The sequence below is a fragment of the Paraburkholderia sp. UCT2 genome (assembly GCF_014397665.1).
Lineage (GTDB): Bacteria > Pseudomonadota > Gammaproteobacteria > Burkholderiales > Burkholderiaceae > Paraburkholderia > Paraburkholderia tuberum.
The window spans coordinates 61,543-78,623 of the sequence record NZ_VZQO01000012.1 but is presented as its reverse complement, the minus strand read 5'-3'; the positions used below and the strand labels follow the sequence as shown (position 1 = coordinate 78,623).

The following is a 17,081-nucleotide window of genomic DNA, read 5'->3' as shown; positions in this document are numbered from 1 at the left end:
TTGATGTCAGTCACGTCTTTCATCGCAACCGCTCTTCGGACTCCTCGCCCATGTCATTCGCTCGCCGTGTTTCACCTTTGCTCCCGTCTTTGCTCCCGCGCATCGCGCTCGCCTGCGGCGCGGCGCTGCTGCTCACTAACGCCGTCGATGCCGCGCAAACGACCGAGCCGAACCAACCCGCCGATATCTGCGCGGCGCTCACGCACATCGTCGATGCGAGCGATTTCCGGCGACTGCCAAACGAGACCGCCGCGCAACTGCCGGGCGTCTCCAATACGGACGATTGCCGCGCCAGCCTGCGCTCGTACGACTGCCACTGGCGCGCGCACTGGCAAGCCGACGGCGTCATCAACGATCCGCTCGAAGAACTCGGCGCCGACATCGCCGCCTGCTTTCCGCGCGTCGTGCACGACGTCAACACACCCGTGCGCCAGCATTTCGTCGTGACCACCGACGCCCGTCGCGTGAACGTCACCGCGAGCGTGCAAGGTCAGAACGAACTGCGACTGCGCGTGACGCGCTGAGCGCGCGGCCGTCGCTGCTATTGATGCTCCATCGCATTTCGTGACCGGGATCGGGCGCTGCCTCATGACCTCGTCGCCGACCGTGCGCGTGCCAGCGGCGACCAGGCATTCGCGCCTGTGTCTGGTCGCCTCGCTGATATGCCGGCGTCGTTGCGCCCTCGCCGCCTTCGCCGTGACGCTGACGCTCGCGCTCGACGGCTGCGCCTGGACGCTGATCCAGGCCGCCGACGCCACCGGCTCCGTCATCCAGGCCGGCTACGCGATCGCGTCGAACTACTCGTCGCCGACCTTCGTCAACGGGCGGCCCGCGGATTTGCAGCACCTCTGCATCGAAGTGAACCCGACGGTGTCGGTCGGCGATTTCGTGCCGGCGCTGCAGCTCGCGCTCGAGCGGCGCGGTATTCGTTCGGACGTCTACAATCCGGGCACCTCGCCGGCCGGCTGCGAAGCGCGGCTCGTCTACAACGCCGCGATCGACTATGGCCGCCGCTCGTTCAGCGACGAATCGATCCAGTACCTGTCGATCATCGATCTGACGCTGATCCAGAGCGGCCGCATTCTGGTCACCGCGCGCTATCAGACCGGCGGCCTGAACACCGACCGTTTTTCGTCGGCCTCGGTCAAGCTCGGCGGACTGATTGAGCGGATGGTGGTCGATCGGACCGATTTCCCGCGTCAAGCGCAGCAACAGCAGACCCTGCAAGCCTCGCAGGCCTTCCCGTCGCCCCACTGAGTGCTCGCGGCTTTGCTTTCGCTTGCGGCGCCTTACACGGGAAAGGATTGGAAAGCGGTATACGCTTTGCGCGGCCCGTGCGCATCACTAAGATGACCTGAATGAACCAGACCATCCTGATCGTCGATGACGATCCCGTCGTACGCGAGCTCGTCAGCGAATATCTGCACGGCCGCGGCTTCAAGGTCGCCACGCTGGAAAATGGCTTGGCGTTGCAGCGCAGATTGCAGCAGGAGCGTCCCGCGCTCGTCGTGCTCGACATCATGATGCCGGAGCTCGACGGCATCAGCGCGCTGCGCGCCTTGCGTGTCGCCGGCGACGACATTCCCGTGATCCTGCTGACCGCGCGCGCCGATCCGATCGATCGCGTGATCGGCCTCGAACTCGGCGCCGACGATTATCTCGGCAAGCCTTTCGAACCGAGCGAGCTCGTCGCGCGGATTCGCACCGTGCTGCGGCGTCGCGGCTCGATCGCGCCGGGCGCGCCCGAACAGCGCGCGCCCTATCATTTCGGCCGCTTCGAAGTGAACTTCCCCGCGCGCGAACTGCGCCGCGACGGCGAACGCATCACGCTGCGTTCGAGCGAATTCGCGATGCTGAAGGTGTTCGTCACGCATGCGATGATTGTGCTCACGCGTGCGCAGCTGCTCGAAAAACTGCACGGCAATAGCGAAGCGCATCGCAACCGCAGTCTCGACGTTTCGATCTGGCGCTTGCGTCGATTGATCGAAGTGGACCCGTCGGAACCGCGCTACGTGCAGACGGTGTGGGGACGCGGCTACGTGTTCGTGCCGGACGGCGAGATCGGCGCGGCCGAACGCGGGCTTGCGCCGCCGCTCGGTTAGCGGCGCCTGATGGTCGAAGCCGGTTGATGCGGCCCACGCGTCGCACGTAACGCGCAGCGCGGTGTCGCGCGCACCGCGCTGACCCGGCTGACGGTCAAAACGTCAGCACACTCAGAAACATCCTCTGCAGCCAGCCCATCGTCGTCGCATCGTTGACCATGCCGAGGCCCGCCTGCTCGATGCGCGCATTCGCGACCTTGCTCGACGTGACGTAATTGCCTGCTTCGATGTCCTTGGGATTGACGATGCCCGAGAGTCGAAGACGGTCGCGGGTCCCGCTCATCGCGATCACCTTCTCGCCTGACACGACGAGATTGCCGCCCGACACCGTGGCGATCACGGTCACGGCTAGCGTGCCCGTCATGTCGCTGATGTCGCTCAGATTGCCCTGCCCTTTGTAGTCGGTGCTGGCAGAGCCGATGTTGAACAGTTTGGCGAGTCGCGCGACGGCATTCGTCGATTGATCCGCGGCAGTCGCGGTGATGCTGCTCGTGCGGTTCGCCGACGCGCTTGCGCTGTTGTTGCCGCTATACGATTCCGACAGCCGGATCGTCAGCACGTCGCCGACGTGCTGCGCGCGCGGCGTCTCATACAGCAGCAGCGGCGCGCCGGCCTGATAGATCGCGCCTTGCGTGTTGACGTTCAACGGCGCGGACGCGAGCGGCGGCGCCATCGGCGTTTCGACGATCGACCTGGTCTGCGCGCTCGAACAGGCCGCGAGACAGCTCGCGGCGCCGAGCACGAGGGTGAGACGTAGCGCGGTCATGCTGGCTCCGTGGCGGAAAGGATGAAAGGAGTCGAAGTGAGGCGGCCTATCCGGACACCGCCCGGTTTCGGCGTTGGGATCGCACCGGTAATCAGGGTTGCCTGGCAAACGTCAGCCCGCGTCAGCCCGCATCGGCGCCGCTCGCCTGCCATTGCCGCACGAGCGCTTTCATCCACGCATCCGAGCCCTTCAGCAGATACGTGAGCGTGCCGTTGCGGCTGCCGGGCAGAAAGCACAGCGTGATCGAACTCACCGCGTTCTCCCATACGTACATCGGCATCGCGCCCGGCGCCGCCGCGTTGCGCGTCGCGAGACGCGGCGGCCCGTAACGATCCTCGAGCGCGTCGCGCAGATCCTCCGCGGTCAGCTCGTCGATCACGAACGACATCTCGTAGAGACGCAGCGCGCCCTGCCCGTCGATGCGCGCGAAGCGCATCACGTGTTCGAGCGCCGGCGCACCATCGACCACGGCCTGCGACACCGCCCAGCGTTCATCATCGCGATGCGCCCAGCGGCACGCGACGCTCAGGCTATCGTGCGACTTCAGCCGCATGCCGAGCGCTCCGGCCTGCACGTCCGTCTCGCAGATCGGCACGCTGCCGACCGGCGTCGCGCGCACGGTCGAGCCCGCGCGGAATTCGTCCATCGTGATGCCGAGCGCGACGCCGCGAAACGAAAACGGCGCGTCCGGCGAGCGCCGCCGCGTGTCGGTGACGACGCTATTCGATGCCGCGCTGGCCGCCTTCGCACTGCGCGCGACGAGCTGTGCATGCGCGGCGCACGACAGCACGCCGCCGAGCAATATCAGTGCACCAACCATCCGGGTGAGCGTCATGATTCAATCGATCGCGGAAGCGCACATGTCGAACGGCGTCGCCGCCGCATGGCCGACGACCGGCAGCACTTTCAGGGTCGCCGCCGTGACCCGGCACGGCAGTGCCGCGGCGCCGCAGCCGCCGAGCGGCATCAGCAGCGCGCCGGCAACGAGCCACGCCACGGCGCGCCGCCGCTGCTCAGTAGTTCTGGATAACGGCACGCGGACCTCGCCGATTCACGCAGTCGTGTTGACCAGATGGCCGATGAGCCCCGTGCCCGGCGCAGGCAGTGCAGGCTGCCCGAGCCCGGCGCTCTGCTGCGATTTCGCCGCTGCGCCCGTGGAGCTTGAACTGGCGGACTTCTCCGTGGCCGGCTTATTCGCCAGCGAGGAGAAAGGCGTGGAACTGAGCGTATTTTGGATCGTCATGATGGACCTCGCGAAGGCGCGCATTGCGCACCGGTGTCGGTTGAACGCCGCGCGCCGTCGTCCGAGGCAGCGGGCCTCGTTCGGCGTGCGGCGCGACTTGCTGCGGAACGAATCATCGCGCCGCGCGGGTGCCGACGATGGGCGAAGCAAAGCACGCTTTCGCGCGGTTGTTACGATCCGTTCCGTGGGCTTGCGAGAGCTTTCGAGTGCTTGCCAACTGTTGTCATCGCGTGCCTGTCGTCGCGCAGAGCCGGATCAGGCAGTGCTAAAGTAAGCGCTGCACCTTCGCTGATCCGCCCCGGCGCGAGCCCGCCAGCACCGGGCGGCGCACAGTAAGCGTTGGTAAGGAAATGCCCGGTCGCGCGTCGGACGGGCCAGTCTAGAATTTCGCCATGAATCCACAGGTCCTTATCGTCGACGACGATCCGGTCGTACGCGATCTGCTTTGCAAGTTTCTGCAGTCGAACGGCTTCGATGCGTCCGTGCTGCATGACGGCACCCATTTGCAGCGTCGTCTCGAGCGTGAGCGGCCGTCGGTCGTCGTGCTCGACATCATGATGCCGAACACCGACGGCCTGCGCGCGCTCACCGCGTTGCGCGCCGCCGGCGACGACATCCCGGTGATCTTCGTGACCGCGCGCGGCACGGTGGCCGACCGCATCGTCGGCCTGTCGCTCGGCGCGGACGACTATCTGACCAAGCCGTTCGATCCGCGCGAACTGCTCGTGCGGATCCAGACCGTGTTGCGCCGGCGCGGGCCGTCCACCACGAGCGCGCCCGAAGCACGCAAGCGCTATCGCTTCGGTCCATTCGAACTGGACTTCGCCACGCGCTCGCTGAGCCGCGACGACGCCAAGCTGCCGCTGCGCGACAGCGAATTCGCGCTGCTGAAGATCTTCGTCAACAATCCGTACAAGGTGCTGTCGCGCGTGCTGATTCACGATCTCGTGCATCGCGACAACCTCGCGTTCCGCGACCGTAGCCTCGACGTACCGATCTGGCGCCTGCGCCGCGTGATCGAGGACGACCCGTCGAACCCGTGCTACGTGCAAACGGTGCGCGGCAAGGGCTACGTGTTCGTGCCCGACGCCAACGGCACACCCTTCGAGGACGGGGCCGCCCCGAGCGCATGAGAAATCCGCTGAACACGCTGTTCGGCAGAATGGCGTTGCTGTCGGCTGCGGTGCTGTTCGCGATTCAGGCGAGCTGGTTCGTGCTGGTGACGATGCAGCCGCCGCGCCACGAAATCGACGGCTTCGCGCGCGGCATCCTGCTCGTGCTGCAGGCGATCAACGGCGAGCCGATCAAGGGCGCCGCGCTCGCGCCGGCGATGCGCGTGCATCTGGTGCCCACCTGGAACATGCCGACCAGCGTGCATCTGCGCGAGCCGCACGAGCATATGGTGGTCGAACTGAGCCGGCACCTGCGTGAGAACCTGCCGGCCGGCACGAAGATCGCCGTCGACGATCTGCGTCCGCCGCAACTGTGGGTGCTGGTCCCGGGCAAGTCGAACTGGGTCGTCGTGCCGGTCGACCTGCCGCCGCCGCCGCGCTTTCTGATCGAATCGGTGTCGATGCTGGTCGCCGGGCTGATCCTGTCGTTGTTCGCGGTGTGGCAGATGCAACGGCCGTTGTCGCGCGTGGCCGATGCGTCGCGGGCGTTCGGCTCGGGCGGCCGGCCCCAACCCGTGCCGGTGCAGGGCCCGCGCGAGCTGCGTGACCTGATCGGCTCATTCAACGACATGATGCGGCGCCTGAACGAAGCCGGCGACGACCAGGCGGTGATGCTCGCCGGCGTCGCGCACGATCTGAAGGCGCCGCTCACGCGCCTGAAGCTGCGCGCAAGCGTGCTGGTCGACGAAAACGAGCGCGCGGGCCTGATCCGCGACGTCGATTCCCTGACCAACATCGTCCAGCAGTTCCTCGAATTCGCGGGCCAATCGGCGGACACCGGACCGCCCGTCGAAGTCGACGATTTCTTGCGCGAGCAGTTTTCCTCGGGCGATTACGCGGAGGCCGCTGAAACCGCCGAAGCGGCGGACCCCGCCGAAACCCCGTTGTTCGCGCTCGATCTGCGCGCCGGCCCCTCGTTCACGCTGCCGCGCACGCTGCTCGACCGGCTCGTGACGAACCTCGTCGACAACGCGCTCGAACACGGCGTGCCGCCAGTGGAAATCTCGACCGCGTGCAACGACCGTCATTGGACGATCAGCGTGCGCGACCACGGCGCCGGCATTCCCGACGACCGCATTGCCGCGGCGATGAAGCCGTTCGTGCGGCTCGACGCCGCGCGCGGCGGCGAAGGCCATTGCGGGCTCGGTCTCGCGATCGTCGCGCGGCTCGCGCACGATCGCGGTGGACGCTGCCTCGTGCGCAATCACGCGCAGGGGGGGCTCGAAGTGCGGATCGAATTGCCGGTGGAGCCGGCGCTGACGTAAGGATGATCGCAGGCAAACGCGGCGCGGACCGGACACTTACCTGCCCTTACCGCATCGACTGTCGCGCGGGTTGCGGCCTTATAGTCGCCCCCGGCAACCTCGATGCAGCCCTTCCCGGTCCGCCCGCACCTCTGCGGCGGACTTTTTTTTTGCGCTGTAGGAAGGCCACCAAAGCGCGCCAGCGAAGCGCGTCAATGCACGAGCCGATTGCGCAGCGCGTCGACCGTCGCCGTGGAAAGACCGAGGCCTTGCGTCAGGTAGCTCGCCATCGTGCCGTAGCTCGCCTGCACCTGGTCGAAGCCCGCCTGCAGATAGTTCTCGTCCACGTCGAGCAACGGCGCTCTCGCCGTCGCGATGGCCGCGCCTTCCTGCGCGCGCAGCGTGGTGGTTTGCGCGGCGATCGATGGCGCGAGATAGACGTTGCTGAGCAGGTAGTCCTGCATGATCACGTCGAGCGGAACGTTGGCGATGCTGAGCAGCAGCGCCGCGACCCAGCCCGCGCGATCCTTGCCCGCGTTCGAGTGGAATAGCTGCGCGCCCGTGCCGTCGGCGAGCGCGCCGAGCAGCGCGCCATAGGCGGCTCGCTGCGGGCCGCCGGTCACATACGCGCGCGCCTGCGCCTGCATGAACGCGACGGCGTCGACGGGAGAATCGACCGGGGGCGCGACGAAGTCGTTCGTGCCGAGCACGTTCAGCGTCGAGGATGTCGCGCCGCTCGGCAGCACGTCGGCGGTGCGTGCGATTTCGGCGGGTGTGCGCAGGTCGTAGACCGACACGATACCGAGCTTGTCGAGCGTCGCCGTGTCGGTGCCGCTCAGCGTCAGCGCGTTCGCGCGATAGAACACGCCGCGCCGCATCTGTTTGCCGTCGACGGTCAGATAGCCGGCACCCGCGCCGCCGACATCGCGGAAGTTGCTGACCGACACGAGCCGCGGCGTAGCCGGCTGATCGGCTTCGAGACTACCGCCGCAGGCGGACAGCAGCGTGCTGCCGAAACCCGCGGCCAGCATCGCACCGGCCGAGCCCCTCAGAAAGCGTCGCCGCGCCGCCGACGCTTCGCCGGGCATGCCGCGCTCCACGGGCACGGTCGTGCTCGCAAAGGCGCGGAAAGGCGAACGGTTTTTCGCGGTAACGGACATCGGGGCGACAGGTGTATAGGAGGATTGCGTGGGGCAGCCGGGGCTGCAGACGCAGTTTAACGTTGACCAGAAAGTTTTGCGTTACATCGTAGGGGTTAGTAAGAAAAAAGAGGGACGGTTGGCCCACTGATTTCCGTTCCCTTGCGGTGCCTTATCGGCCGTTACCTCGCGCACGCCCTTTTTGACCTCAACTGGCCTCACGACGCCGCATCCCCGTAGAATACGGACACCCTCCCATCCGGCCCCCGCAGGCACAAGAAACCTGGAGACCACAACAAAACATGTCTTCTCTCCAATGGTTCACCGAGCTGACCCCGCGCGAGCGTCGCACGCTATTCGCCGGTTTCGGCGGATACGCGATCGACGCGTTCGACTTCATGATCTACTCGTTCCTCATCCCGACGCTGATCGCGACGTGGGGCATGAGCAGAAGCGAAGCAGGCATGATCGCCACCAGCTCGCTGATTTCGTCGGCGATCGGCGGCTGGCTCGCCGGCATTCTTGCCGATCGCCACGGCCGCATCCGTGTATTGCAATGGACGATCGCCACCTTCGCGATCTTCACGTTCCTGTCTGGCTTCACGCAGTCGTTCTGGCAGTTGCTCGCCACGCGTACGCTGCAGGGCATCGGCTTCGGCGGTGAGTGGTCGGTCGTGACGATCATGATGGCCGAGACGATCCGCTCGCCACAGCATCGCGCAAAGGCGGTCGGCACCGTGCAGAGCAGCTGGTCGTTCGGCTGGGCGGCCGCGGCGATCGTCTACTGGGCGGCTTTCGCGCTGCTGCCGGAACAGTACGCGTGGCGCGCGTGCTTCTGGGTTGGCCTGCTGCCCGCCGCGTGGATCATCTATATCCGCCGCAACGTTAGCGACCCCGACATCTTTGTCGCGACGCGTCGCGAGCGCGAAAGCGGCATCAACACGTCGCACTTCATGCAGATCTTCTCAGCCGCGCATCTGAAGACAACTATGCTCGGCAGCGCGCTGTGCACCGGCATGCTCGGCGGCTACTACGCGATCACGACGTGGCTGCCCACCTATCTGAAGACGGAGCGCCATCTGTCGGTGTTCAATACGAGCGGCTATCTGATCGTGCTGATCGTCGGTTCGTTCGCCGGCTATATCGTCGGCGCGATTCTGTGCGACAGGATCGGCCGGCGCGCGTCGTTCGTGCTGTTCGCGGTCGGCTCGTTCGTGCTCGGCATGGTCTACACGATGCTGCCGATCACCGACACGATGATGCTCGCGCTCGGCTTTCCGCTCGGCATCGTCGTGCAGGGGATTTTCGCGGGCATCGGCGCGTATCTGTCGGAGCTGTATCCGAACGAAATCCGCGGCTCGGGGCAAGGCTTCTGCTACAACCTCGGGCGCGGGCTCGGCTCGTTCTTTCCGATACTCGTCGGTACCTTCGCGCAGACGATGACGCTCGTGAAGGCGATGGGCATCGTCGCGGGCGCGGGGTATCTGCTCGTGATCGTCGCCGCGTTGTGCCTGCCGGAAACGAAGGGCAAGGTGCTAGGGGCGGCCGGCTCCGCCGCTTGAGATCGTCTGACACCGCAGTTCCCAATCATGAAAACGATCGTACTCGGCGGCGGCGTCATCGGTGTCGCCACTGCTTTTTATCTGTGCCAGCAAGGCTGCGGCGTGACGGTGATCGAGCGCGAACCCGACGTCGCCCTGTCCACGAGTTTCGGCAACGCCGGCGTGATCGCGCCGGGCTACGTGACGCCATGGGCCGCGCCCGGCATGCCGGCGAAAATCCTCAAGTACCTGTTCAAGCCGGCCTCGCCGCTGATCTTCCGGCCGACGCTCGATCCGGCCCAATGGCGCTGGATCGCGCGCTGGCTGCGCGAGTGCGACCTCGACCGCTTTCGCGTGAACAAGCAGCGTATGCAGCGCATCGCGTACTACAGCCGCGCTTGCCTGTACGAATTTCGCGGCCGTCATCCGTTCGACTACGGCCGCAGCCAGGGCTATCTGCAACTGTTTCGCAGCGAGTACGACGTCGAACTCGCGCAGCCGGCGCTCGCGGTGCTGCGCGATGCGGGCATCGTGCATCGGGAAGTCAGCGCCGCGCAGTGCGCGGAGATCGAGCCGGGTCTGCACTGGGCGCGTCAGGCGCCGTTCTCGGGCCTCTATCTGCCCGACGACGAAGCCGGCGACTGCGCGCGCTTCACCCGCGAACTGCGCGCGATCTGTGAACGCAATGGCGTGAGCTTTCGCTTCGACACGCGCGTCACGTCGCTCGATGTCGAGGGAGCGACGGTGCGCGGCGTGCATATTCAAAGCGAGCAGGGCGCGCAGACGCTGCCGGCCGACGCGGTGGTCGTCGCGCTCGGCGTCGATAGCGCGGCGTTGCTCGCGCCGCTCGGCGTGAAGGTGCCGCTCTATCCGGTGAAGGGCTATTCGGCCACCTTGCCTGTGACCGACGAGGAAAAAGCGCCACGGGCGGCACTAATGGACGAATCGCTGAAGACGGCGATCACGCGCTTCGGCAACAACCTGCGCATCGCGGGTACGGCGGAGCTCGGCAATCGCCAGACGACGTTGCGCGAGCAGGCGCTGCAAACGCTGCTCACGGTGCTGCGCGACTGGTTTCCGCACGCGGCCAATCCGACTTCCGCGCACTTCTGGGTCGGCCGCCGGCCGATGACGCCCGATGGCGCGCCGCTGCTCGGCCCGTGCAACATCGACAACTTATGGCTGAACCTCGGGCACGGCTCGACGGGCTGGGCGATGTCGATGGGCTCGGCGCGCGTGGTCGCGGATCTGATCGCGCAGCGCAAACCGGAGATCGATCTCGACGGTCTGACGCTCGCGCGCTATCGCCAATGAGGCGGACATAACGCACCGCGCCGAGGCAAAAGAAAACCGGGCTCCCCCTTTCAGGCGAGCCCGGTTTTTTTTTACTGCATTGCTTTCCCGCTACAGGTGCCCTTCATGGGGCGCCTTGTCGTCTCCACGTCTTCCTGCAAATCGTGGCCGGCGCGCGCGGCATGGAACTCCAGGCACGCACACCGGCTGAAGACGCTTAACGCGGCAGTTCCGAATGCCCCATCAGGAACGCATCGACCGAACGTGCGCACTGACGGCCTTCGCGAATCGCCCACACCACGAGCGACTGGCCACGGCGCATGTCGCCTGCCGTGAACACCTTGTTCACCGACGTGTAGTACGCCTTGTCGCCCTCGGTCGTGGCGCGCACGTTGCCGCGCGCATCCTTGTCGACGCCGAACGCTTCGAGCACCGGCGACACCGGCTGCGTGAAGCCCATCGCGAGCAGCACGAGGTCGGCCTTCATTTCGAATTCGGAGTTCGGCACTTCGACCATCTTGCCGTCCTTCCATTCGACGCGCGCGGCGATCAGCTTCTCGACCTTGCCGTTCTTGCCTTCGAGACGCTTGGTCGCGACCGCCCAGTCGCGCTCGCAGCCTTCCTCATGCGACGACGACGTGCGCAGCTTGATCGGCCAGTACGGCCATACGAGCGGCTTGTTCTCTTCTTCCGGCGGCTGCGGCAGCAGCTCGAACTGCGTGACGCTCTTCGCGCCGTGACGGTTCGACGTGCCCACGCAGTCGGAACCGGTATCGCCGCCGCCGATCACGACGACGTGCTTGCCCTTCGCGACGAGCTGGTTCGGCACTTTGTCGCCGGCGTTGACCTTGTTCTGCTGCGGCAGGAATTCCATCGCGTAGTACACGCCTTCGAGCTCGCGGCCCGGCACCGGCAGATCGCGCGGCGTTTCGGAACCACCGGCGATCACGACCGCGTCGAACTGTTCGTTCAGCTCGGCCGGCGTGATGGTTTCCTTCGCCGTGTTGCCAATGTGCGCCGGCAGCGAGTCCGGCTTGCCGATGAACACGTTGGTGCGGAACGTCACGCCTTCGCCTTCCATCTGGCGCATGCGGCGGTCGATCTGCCACTTCTCCAGTTTGAAGTCGGGGATGCCATAACGCAGCAGACCGCCGATCCGGTCGTTCTTCTCGAACACGGTCACGTCATGACCGGCGCGCGCGAGCTGCTGCGCGGCCGCGAGACCCGCGGGGCCCGAGCCGACCACGGCGACCTTCTTGCCGGTCTTGTGCTTCGGCGTTTGCGGCGCGACCCAGCCTTCGGTCCAGGCTTTGTCGATGATCGCGTGCTCGATCGACTTGATGCCGACCGGGTCGTCGTTGATGCCGAGCGTGCACGCAGCTTCGCACGGTGCCGGGCAGATGCGGCCCGTGAACTCGGGGAAGTTGTTGGTCGAATGCAGCACTTCGATCGCGTTCTTCCAGTCCTGACGGAACACCAGGTCGTTGAAGTCCGGGATGATGTTGTTGACCGGGCAGCCGCTGTTGCAGAACGGAATGCCGCAGTCCATGCAACGCGCGCCTTGAATCTTCGCTTCGTCGTCGGTCAGTGCCGCGACGAATTCCTTGTAGTGCTTCACACGCGTGAGCGGAGCCTCGTACGTCTCGTGGCGACGTTCGAACTCGAGAAAACCGGTTGCCTTGCCCATGTGGTTCTCTTCTCTATCTGTATCTAGGGGTAATCTGGACCCGCCGCGCGTCGATTGGTCGGAACGCGGCGGGTACGTCTAAAGTTGACTTCCGTGAAGGCAGCTCAGGCGGCGAGCACTTCGCTGTTCGCCTTCTTCGCGGCGAGTTCGCCGAGCGCGCGCTTGTATTCGGTCGGGAACACCTTCACGAACTGACGGCGTGCCGCGTCCCAGTTTTCGAGCAGCGCCTTCGCGCGCGGAGAGCCCGTGAACTGGAAGTGACGCTCGATGAGCCCCTTGAGCAGCGCTTCGTCGGTCGTGCCGCGATGCCACACGCCCTGATCGACCGTGCGCTCCTGTTCGGCCTGTTGCAGCACCGGTTCGAGCGCGACCATCGACTTGTTGCACTTGCTCGCGAACATGCCGTCCGGATCGAACACGTACGCGATGCCGCCCGACATACCGGCCGCGAAGTTACGGCCCGTCTCGCCGAGCACGACGACCGTGCCGCCCGTCATGTATTCGCAACCGTGGTCGCCCGTGCCTTCGACGACCGCTGTCGCGCCCGAGTTACGCACGCAGAATCGCTCGCCGGCCACGCCGCGGAAGAAGGCTTCGCCTTCGATCGCGCCGTACATCACCGTGTTGCCGCAGATGATGTTCTCTTCCGACTTGCCGCGGAAATCGTTGGTCGGACGGATGATGATGCGGCCGCCCGACAGGCCCTTGCCCACGTAGTCGTTGCCGTCGCCGACCAGATCCAGCGTGATGCCCTTCGCGAGGAACGCGCCGAAGCTCTGACCCGCGGTGCCCTTCAACTGGATGTGGATCGCGTCGTCCGCGAGTCCTTCGTGGCCGTACTTCTTCGCGATCGTGCCCGACAGCATCGCGCCGACCGTGCGGTTCACGTTGCGCACCGGCTGGATGAACGACACGTGCTCGCCTTTCTCGATCGCTGCCTTCGCCTTCTCGATCAGCGTGTGGTCGAGCGCGCGGTCGAGGCCGTGATCCTGCACGTCGACGTGCTTGCGCGCGACTTCAGCCGGCACTTGCGGCTGGTAGAACACACGCGAGAAGTCGAGGCCCTTCGCCTTCCAGTGCTCGATACCCTTCTTCGTGTCGAGCAGTTCCGCGCGACCGATCAGGTCGTCGAACTTGCGGATACCGAGTTGCGCCATGATTTCGCGCGCCTCTTCCGCAATGAAGAAGAAGAAGTTCACGACGTGTTCCGGCTGGCCCTGGAACTTCGCGCGCAGCACCGGATCTTGCGTCGCGACGCCGACCGGGCACGTGTTCAGATGGCACTTGCGCATCATGATGCAGCCTTCGACGACGAGCGGCGCCGTCGCGAAGCCGAACTCGTCAGCGCCGAGCAGCGCGCCGATCACGACGTCGCGGCCGGTCTTCATCTGACCGTCGGCCTGCACGCGGATACGGCCGCGCAGCTGGTTCAGCACCAGCGTCTGCTGCGTTTCGGCGAGACCCAGTTCCCACGGCGTGCCCGCATGCTTGATCGACGACAGCGGCGATGCACCCGTGCCGCCGTCATGACCGGCGATCACGACGTGGTCGGCCTTCGCCTTCGCGACACCCGCGGCAACCGTACCGACGCCCGACTCCGACACGAGCTTCACCGAGATGCTCGACGACGCGTTCACGTTCTTCAGATCGTGAATCAGCTGCGCCAGATCTTCGATCGAGTAGATGTCGTGGTGCGGCGGCGGCGAAATCAGGCCGACGCCCGGCACCGAGTAACGCAGCTTGCCGATGTAGTCCGACACCTTGTGACCCGGCAGCTGACCGCCTTCGCCCGGCTTCGCGCCCTGCGCCATCTTGATCTGGATCTGGTCGGCCGACGCGAGGTACTCCGCCGTCACGCCGAAGCGGCCCGACGCGACCTGCTTGATGCGCGAGCGCAGCGAATCGCCTTCCTTCAACGGAATGTCGACGACCACTTCGTCGCCGATCACGGACTTCATCGTGTCGCCGTTCCTGATCGGAATGCCGCGCAGTTCGTTGCGATAACGGTTCGCGTCTTCACCGCCTTCACCGGTGTTCGACTTGCCGCCGATGCGGTTCATCGCGACGGCGAGCGTGGCGTGCGCTTCGGTGCTGATCGAGCCCATCGACATTGCACCGGTCGCGAAACGCTTGACGATTTCCTTCGCCGGTTCGACTTCGTCGAGCGGGATCGCCTTGGTCGGATCGAACTTGAACTCGAACAGGCCGCGGAAGGTCATGTGGCGCCTGGTCTGATCGTTGATCAGATGCGCGTATTCCTTGTACGTCTGGTACGAGTTGCTGCGCGCCGAGTGCTGCAGCTTGGCGATCGCATCCGGCGTCCACATGTGTTCTTCGCCGCGCACGCGGTACGCGTACTCGCCGCCCGCGTCAAGCATGTTCGCGAGGACCGGGTCGTCGCCGAATGCTTCGCGATGCAGACGGATCGCTTCTTCCGCGACGTCGAACAGACCAATGCCGCCGACTTTCGACGACGTGCCGTGAAAGTACTTCGACACCAGATCAGCGGCGAGACCGACCGCTTCGAAAATCTGCGCGCCGGTGTACGACATGTAGGTCGAAATACCCATCTTCGACATGACCTTCTGCAGGCCCTTGCCGACTGCCTTCGTGAAGTTGTAGACCGCCTTCTCCGCCGACAGGTCGCCCTTCAGGCCGGCCGCGAGCTGGCTCAGCGTTTCCATCGCGAGGTACGGGTGCACGGCTTCCGCGCCATAGCCCGCGAGCAGCGCGAAGTGGTGCGTTTCACGCGCCGAACCGGTTTCGACGACGAGACCCGTGCTCGTGCGCAGACCCTGCTGCACGAGGTGCGTGTGGATCGCGGCCGTAGCGAGCAGCGCCGGAATCGCGACGTTGTCGCGGTCGGTCTTGCGGTCCGACACGATCAGCATGTTGTAGCCGGACTTGACCGCATCGACTGCTTCCGCGCACAGCGACGCAAGGCGTGCCTCGATGCCTTCCTTGCCCCAGGCGACCGGATAGCAGATGTTCAGTTCGTACGAGCTGAACTTGCCGCCCGTGTACTGATCGATCGCGCGGATCTTCGCGATGTCCTTGAAGTCGAGCACCGGCTGCGACACTTCGAGACGCATCGGCGGGTTGATGTTGTTCGTGTCGAGCAGGTTGGGCTTCGGGCCGATGAACGACACGAGCGACATCACCATGTTTTCACGGATCGGGTCGATCGGCGGGTTCGTGACCTGCGCGAACAGCTGCTTGAAGTAGTGATAGAGCGTCTTGTTCTTGTTGGACATGACCGCGAGCGGCGAGTCGTTGCCCATCGAGCCGACCGCTTCCTCGCCCGCTTGCGCCATCGGCGCCATCAGGAACTTCAGGTCTTCCTGGGTGTAGCCGAACGCCTGCTGGCGATCCAGCAGCGCAGCAGCTTCGCGGCGTTCCGTCACGACGTCTTCGGCCTTCGCCTCGATCTCGTCGAGCTTGATGCGCACGGCGTCGATCCAGCTCTTGTACGGCTTGGCGTTCGCGAGGTTGTCCTTCAGTTCCTTGTCGTCGATGATGCGGCCGTGCTCCATGTCGATCAGGAACATCTTGCCCGGCTGCAGACGCCACTTCTTGACGATTTTCGACTCGGAAATAGGCAACGTGCCGGCTTCCGACGCCATGATGACGAGGTCGTCGTCGGTGACGATGTAGCGCGCCGGGCGCAGACCGTTACGGTCGAGCGTCGCGCCGATCTGGCGGCCGTCGGTGAACGCGATGGCGGCGGGGCCGTCCCACGGCTCCATCATGGCGGCGTGGTATTCGTAGAACGCGCGGCGATTTTCGTCCATCAGCGTGTGCTGTTCCCAGGCTTCCGGAATCATCATCATCATCGCGTGGACGAGCGGGTAGCCGGCCATCACCAGCAGTTCGAGACAGTTGTCGAACGATGCCGTATCCGATTGGCCCGGATAGATCAGCGGCCACAGCTTCGGCAGATCGTCGCCGAGTACGTGCGAGGCGATCGCGCCGGTACGCGCGTTCAGCCAGTTGACGTTGCCCTTCACCGTGTTGATTTCGCCGTTGTGGGCGATCATGCGGTACGGGTGAGCCAGTTCCCACGCCGGGAACGTGTTGGTCGAGAAGCGCTGGTGCACGAGTGCGAGCGCCGAGATGGTGCGGTCGTCCTGCAGGTCGCGGTAGTACACGCCGACCTGGCCCGCCAGCAGCAGACCCTTGTAGACGACCGTGCGCGCCGACATCGACGGCACGAAGTATTCCTTGCCGTGCTTGAGCTTCAGCGCCTGGATGCGATGGCTCGCGGTCTTGCGGATGATGTACAGCTTCCGCTCGAGCGCGTCGGTCACCATGATGTCCTTGCCGCGGCCGATAAAGATCTGGCGGATCAGCGGCTCGCTCGCCTTCACGGTCGGCGAGATCGGCATGGCGTGGTCGACCGGCACGTCGCGCCAGCCGAGCACGACCTGACCCTCGGCCTTCACCGTGCGCTCGAGCTCCTGTTCGCAGGCGATGCGCGACGCGTGCTCCTTCGGCAGGAAAATCATGCCGACGCCGTATTCGCCAGCCGGCGGCAGCGTCACGCCCTGCCGGGCCATCTCTTCGCGATAGAAGCCGTCCGGAATCTGGATCAGGATGCCCGCGCCGTCGCCCATCAGCGGATCGGCGCCGACGGCGCCCCGGTGATCGAGGTTCTCGAGAATCTTCAGGCCCTGCTGGATGATTTCGTGACTCTTGTGGCCCTTGATATGGGCGACGAAGCCGACGCCGCAGGCATCATGCTCGTTTTGCGGGTCGTACAGACCTTGGGCGGCGGGAACCGGGTGAATCGGTTGCTGGTGATCGTTCATGGGGACACCGTCTGTGAGGAGGCCGGACAGGCCGTTAAACCATTGTGTTTTTGCCGCAGTGCGCTTCGCGACCACGACGGCGCTCT

At 65.4% G+C, this 17,081-nt stretch carries 14 protein-coding genes; 7 read left to right on the top strand and 7 right to left on the bottom strand.

The window, feature by feature from the left end:
• The first annotated feature begins 50 nt into the window (after positions 1-50).
• The 3 genes from F6X39_RS12455 to F6X39_RS12445 all read left to right on the top strand — a co-directional run bounded on the left by F6X39_RS12455 (position 51) and on the right by F6X39_RS12445 (position 2,102).
• A complete protein-coding gene (locus F6X39_RS12455; protein ID WP_187616835.1) occupies positions 51-524 on the top strand; it encodes a hypothetical protein in 474 nt (157 codons plus the stop codon).
• A gap of 64 nt (positions 525-588) precedes the next feature.
• Complete coding sequence (locus F6X39_RS12450; protein WP_187616834.1) at positions 589-1,257, top strand: hypothetical protein; 669 nt, start codon at positions 589-591, stop codon at positions 1,255-1,257.
• Between the two features lie 101 nt (positions 1,258-1,358).
• Complete coding sequence (locus F6X39_RS12445; protein WP_187616833.1) at positions 1,359-2,102, top strand: response regulator; 744 nt, start codon at positions 1,359-1,361, stop codon at positions 2,100-2,102.
• 94 nt (positions 2,103-2,196) lie between these two features.
• Here the strand turns inward: F6X39_RS12445 and F6X39_RS12440 are convergent, their stop codons facing one another.
• From F6X39_RS12440 to F6X39_RS12425, 4 genes are all read right to left on the bottom strand, one after another.
• Positions 2,197-2,868, bottom strand: a complete 672-nt coding sequence (locus tag F6X39_RS12440) for a flagellar basal body L-ring protein FlgH (RefSeq protein WP_187616832.1) — start codon at positions 2,866-2,868, stop codon at positions 2,197-2,199.
• Between the two features lie 121 nt (positions 2,869-2,989).
• Entirely contained in the window at positions 2,990-3,703 is a 714-nt protein-coding gene (locus F6X39_RS12435) for a hypothetical protein (protein WP_187616831.1), read from the bottom strand.
• Between the two features lie 3 nt (positions 3,704-3,706).
• The gene (locus F6X39_RS12430; protein ID WP_187616830.1) at positions 3,707-3,865 is read right to left on the bottom strand and encodes a DUF6726 family protein; all 159 of its coding nucleotides are present in this window, start codon (positions 3,863-3,865) and stop codon (positions 3,707-3,709) included.
• A 54-nt stretch (positions 3,866-3,919) separates the two neighbouring features.
• Positions 3,920-4,111, bottom strand: coding sequence for a hypothetical protein (locus F6X39_RS12425; protein WP_262414690.1), 192 nt, complete (start codon positions 4,109-4,111; stop codon positions 3,920-3,922).
• A gap of 392 nt (positions 4,112-4,503) precedes the next feature.
• Here F6X39_RS12425 and F6X39_RS12420 point away from each other — a divergent pair, with 392 nt between their 5' ends.
• Together F6X39_RS12420 and F6X39_RS12415 are read left to right on the top strand one after the other, a co-directional pair.
• The gene (locus F6X39_RS12420; protein ID WP_018420192.1) at positions 4,504-5,244 is read left to right on the top strand and encodes a response regulator; all 741 of its coding nucleotides are present in this window, start codon (positions 4,504-4,506) and stop codon (positions 5,242-5,244) included.
• The gene (locus F6X39_RS12415; protein WP_187616828.1) at positions 5,241-6,548 is read left to right on the top strand and encodes an ATP-binding protein; all 1,308 of its coding nucleotides are present in this window, start codon (positions 5,241-5,243) and stop codon (positions 6,546-6,548) included. Before F6X39_RS12420 ends, F6X39_RS12415 begins: the two co-directional genes overlap by 4 nt.
• Positions 6,549-6,739: 191 nt before the next feature.
• Here F6X39_RS12415 and F6X39_RS12410 read toward each other — a convergent pair whose 3' ends face one another.
• Complete coding sequence (locus F6X39_RS12410; protein ID WP_187616827.1) at positions 6,740-7,615, bottom strand: tyrosine-protein phosphatase; 876 nt, start codon at positions 7,613-7,615, stop codon at positions 6,740-6,742.
• Positions 7,616-7,968: 353 nt separating this feature from the next.
• Between F6X39_RS12410 and F6X39_RS12405 the strand changes: the two genes are divergently transcribed.
• Positions 7,969-9,228, top strand: coding sequence for an MFS transporter (locus F6X39_RS12405; protein WP_187616826.1), 1,260 nt, complete (start codon positions 7,969-7,971; stop codon positions 9,226-9,228).
• Between the two features lie 27 nt (positions 9,229-9,255).
• Positions 9,256-10,521 carry a D-amino acid dehydrogenase gene (locus tag F6X39_RS12400; protein WP_187616825.1) on the top strand — a complete coding sequence of 422 codons (1,266 nt, stop codon included), beginning with the start codon at positions 9,256-9,258 and terminating at the stop codon, positions 10,519-10,521.
• Positions 10,522-10,717: 196 nt separating this feature from the next.
• On the opposite strand, the gene F6X39_RS12395 is transcribed toward F6X39_RS12400, so the two are convergent.
• The gene (locus tag F6X39_RS12395; protein WP_184035664.1) at positions 10,718-12,187 is read right to left on the bottom strand and encodes a glutamate synthase subunit beta; all 1,470 of its coding nucleotides are present in this window, start codon (positions 12,185-12,187) and stop codon (positions 10,718-10,720) included.
• Positions 12,188-12,291: 104 nt separating this feature from the next.
• Positions 12,292-16,995 carry a glutamate synthase-related protein gene (locus F6X39_RS12390; protein ID WP_187616824.1) on the bottom strand — a complete coding sequence of 1,568 codons (4,704 nt, stop codon included), beginning with the start codon at positions 16,993-16,995 and terminating at the stop codon, positions 12,292-12,294.
• Positions 16,996-17,081 lie beyond the last annotated feature (86 nt).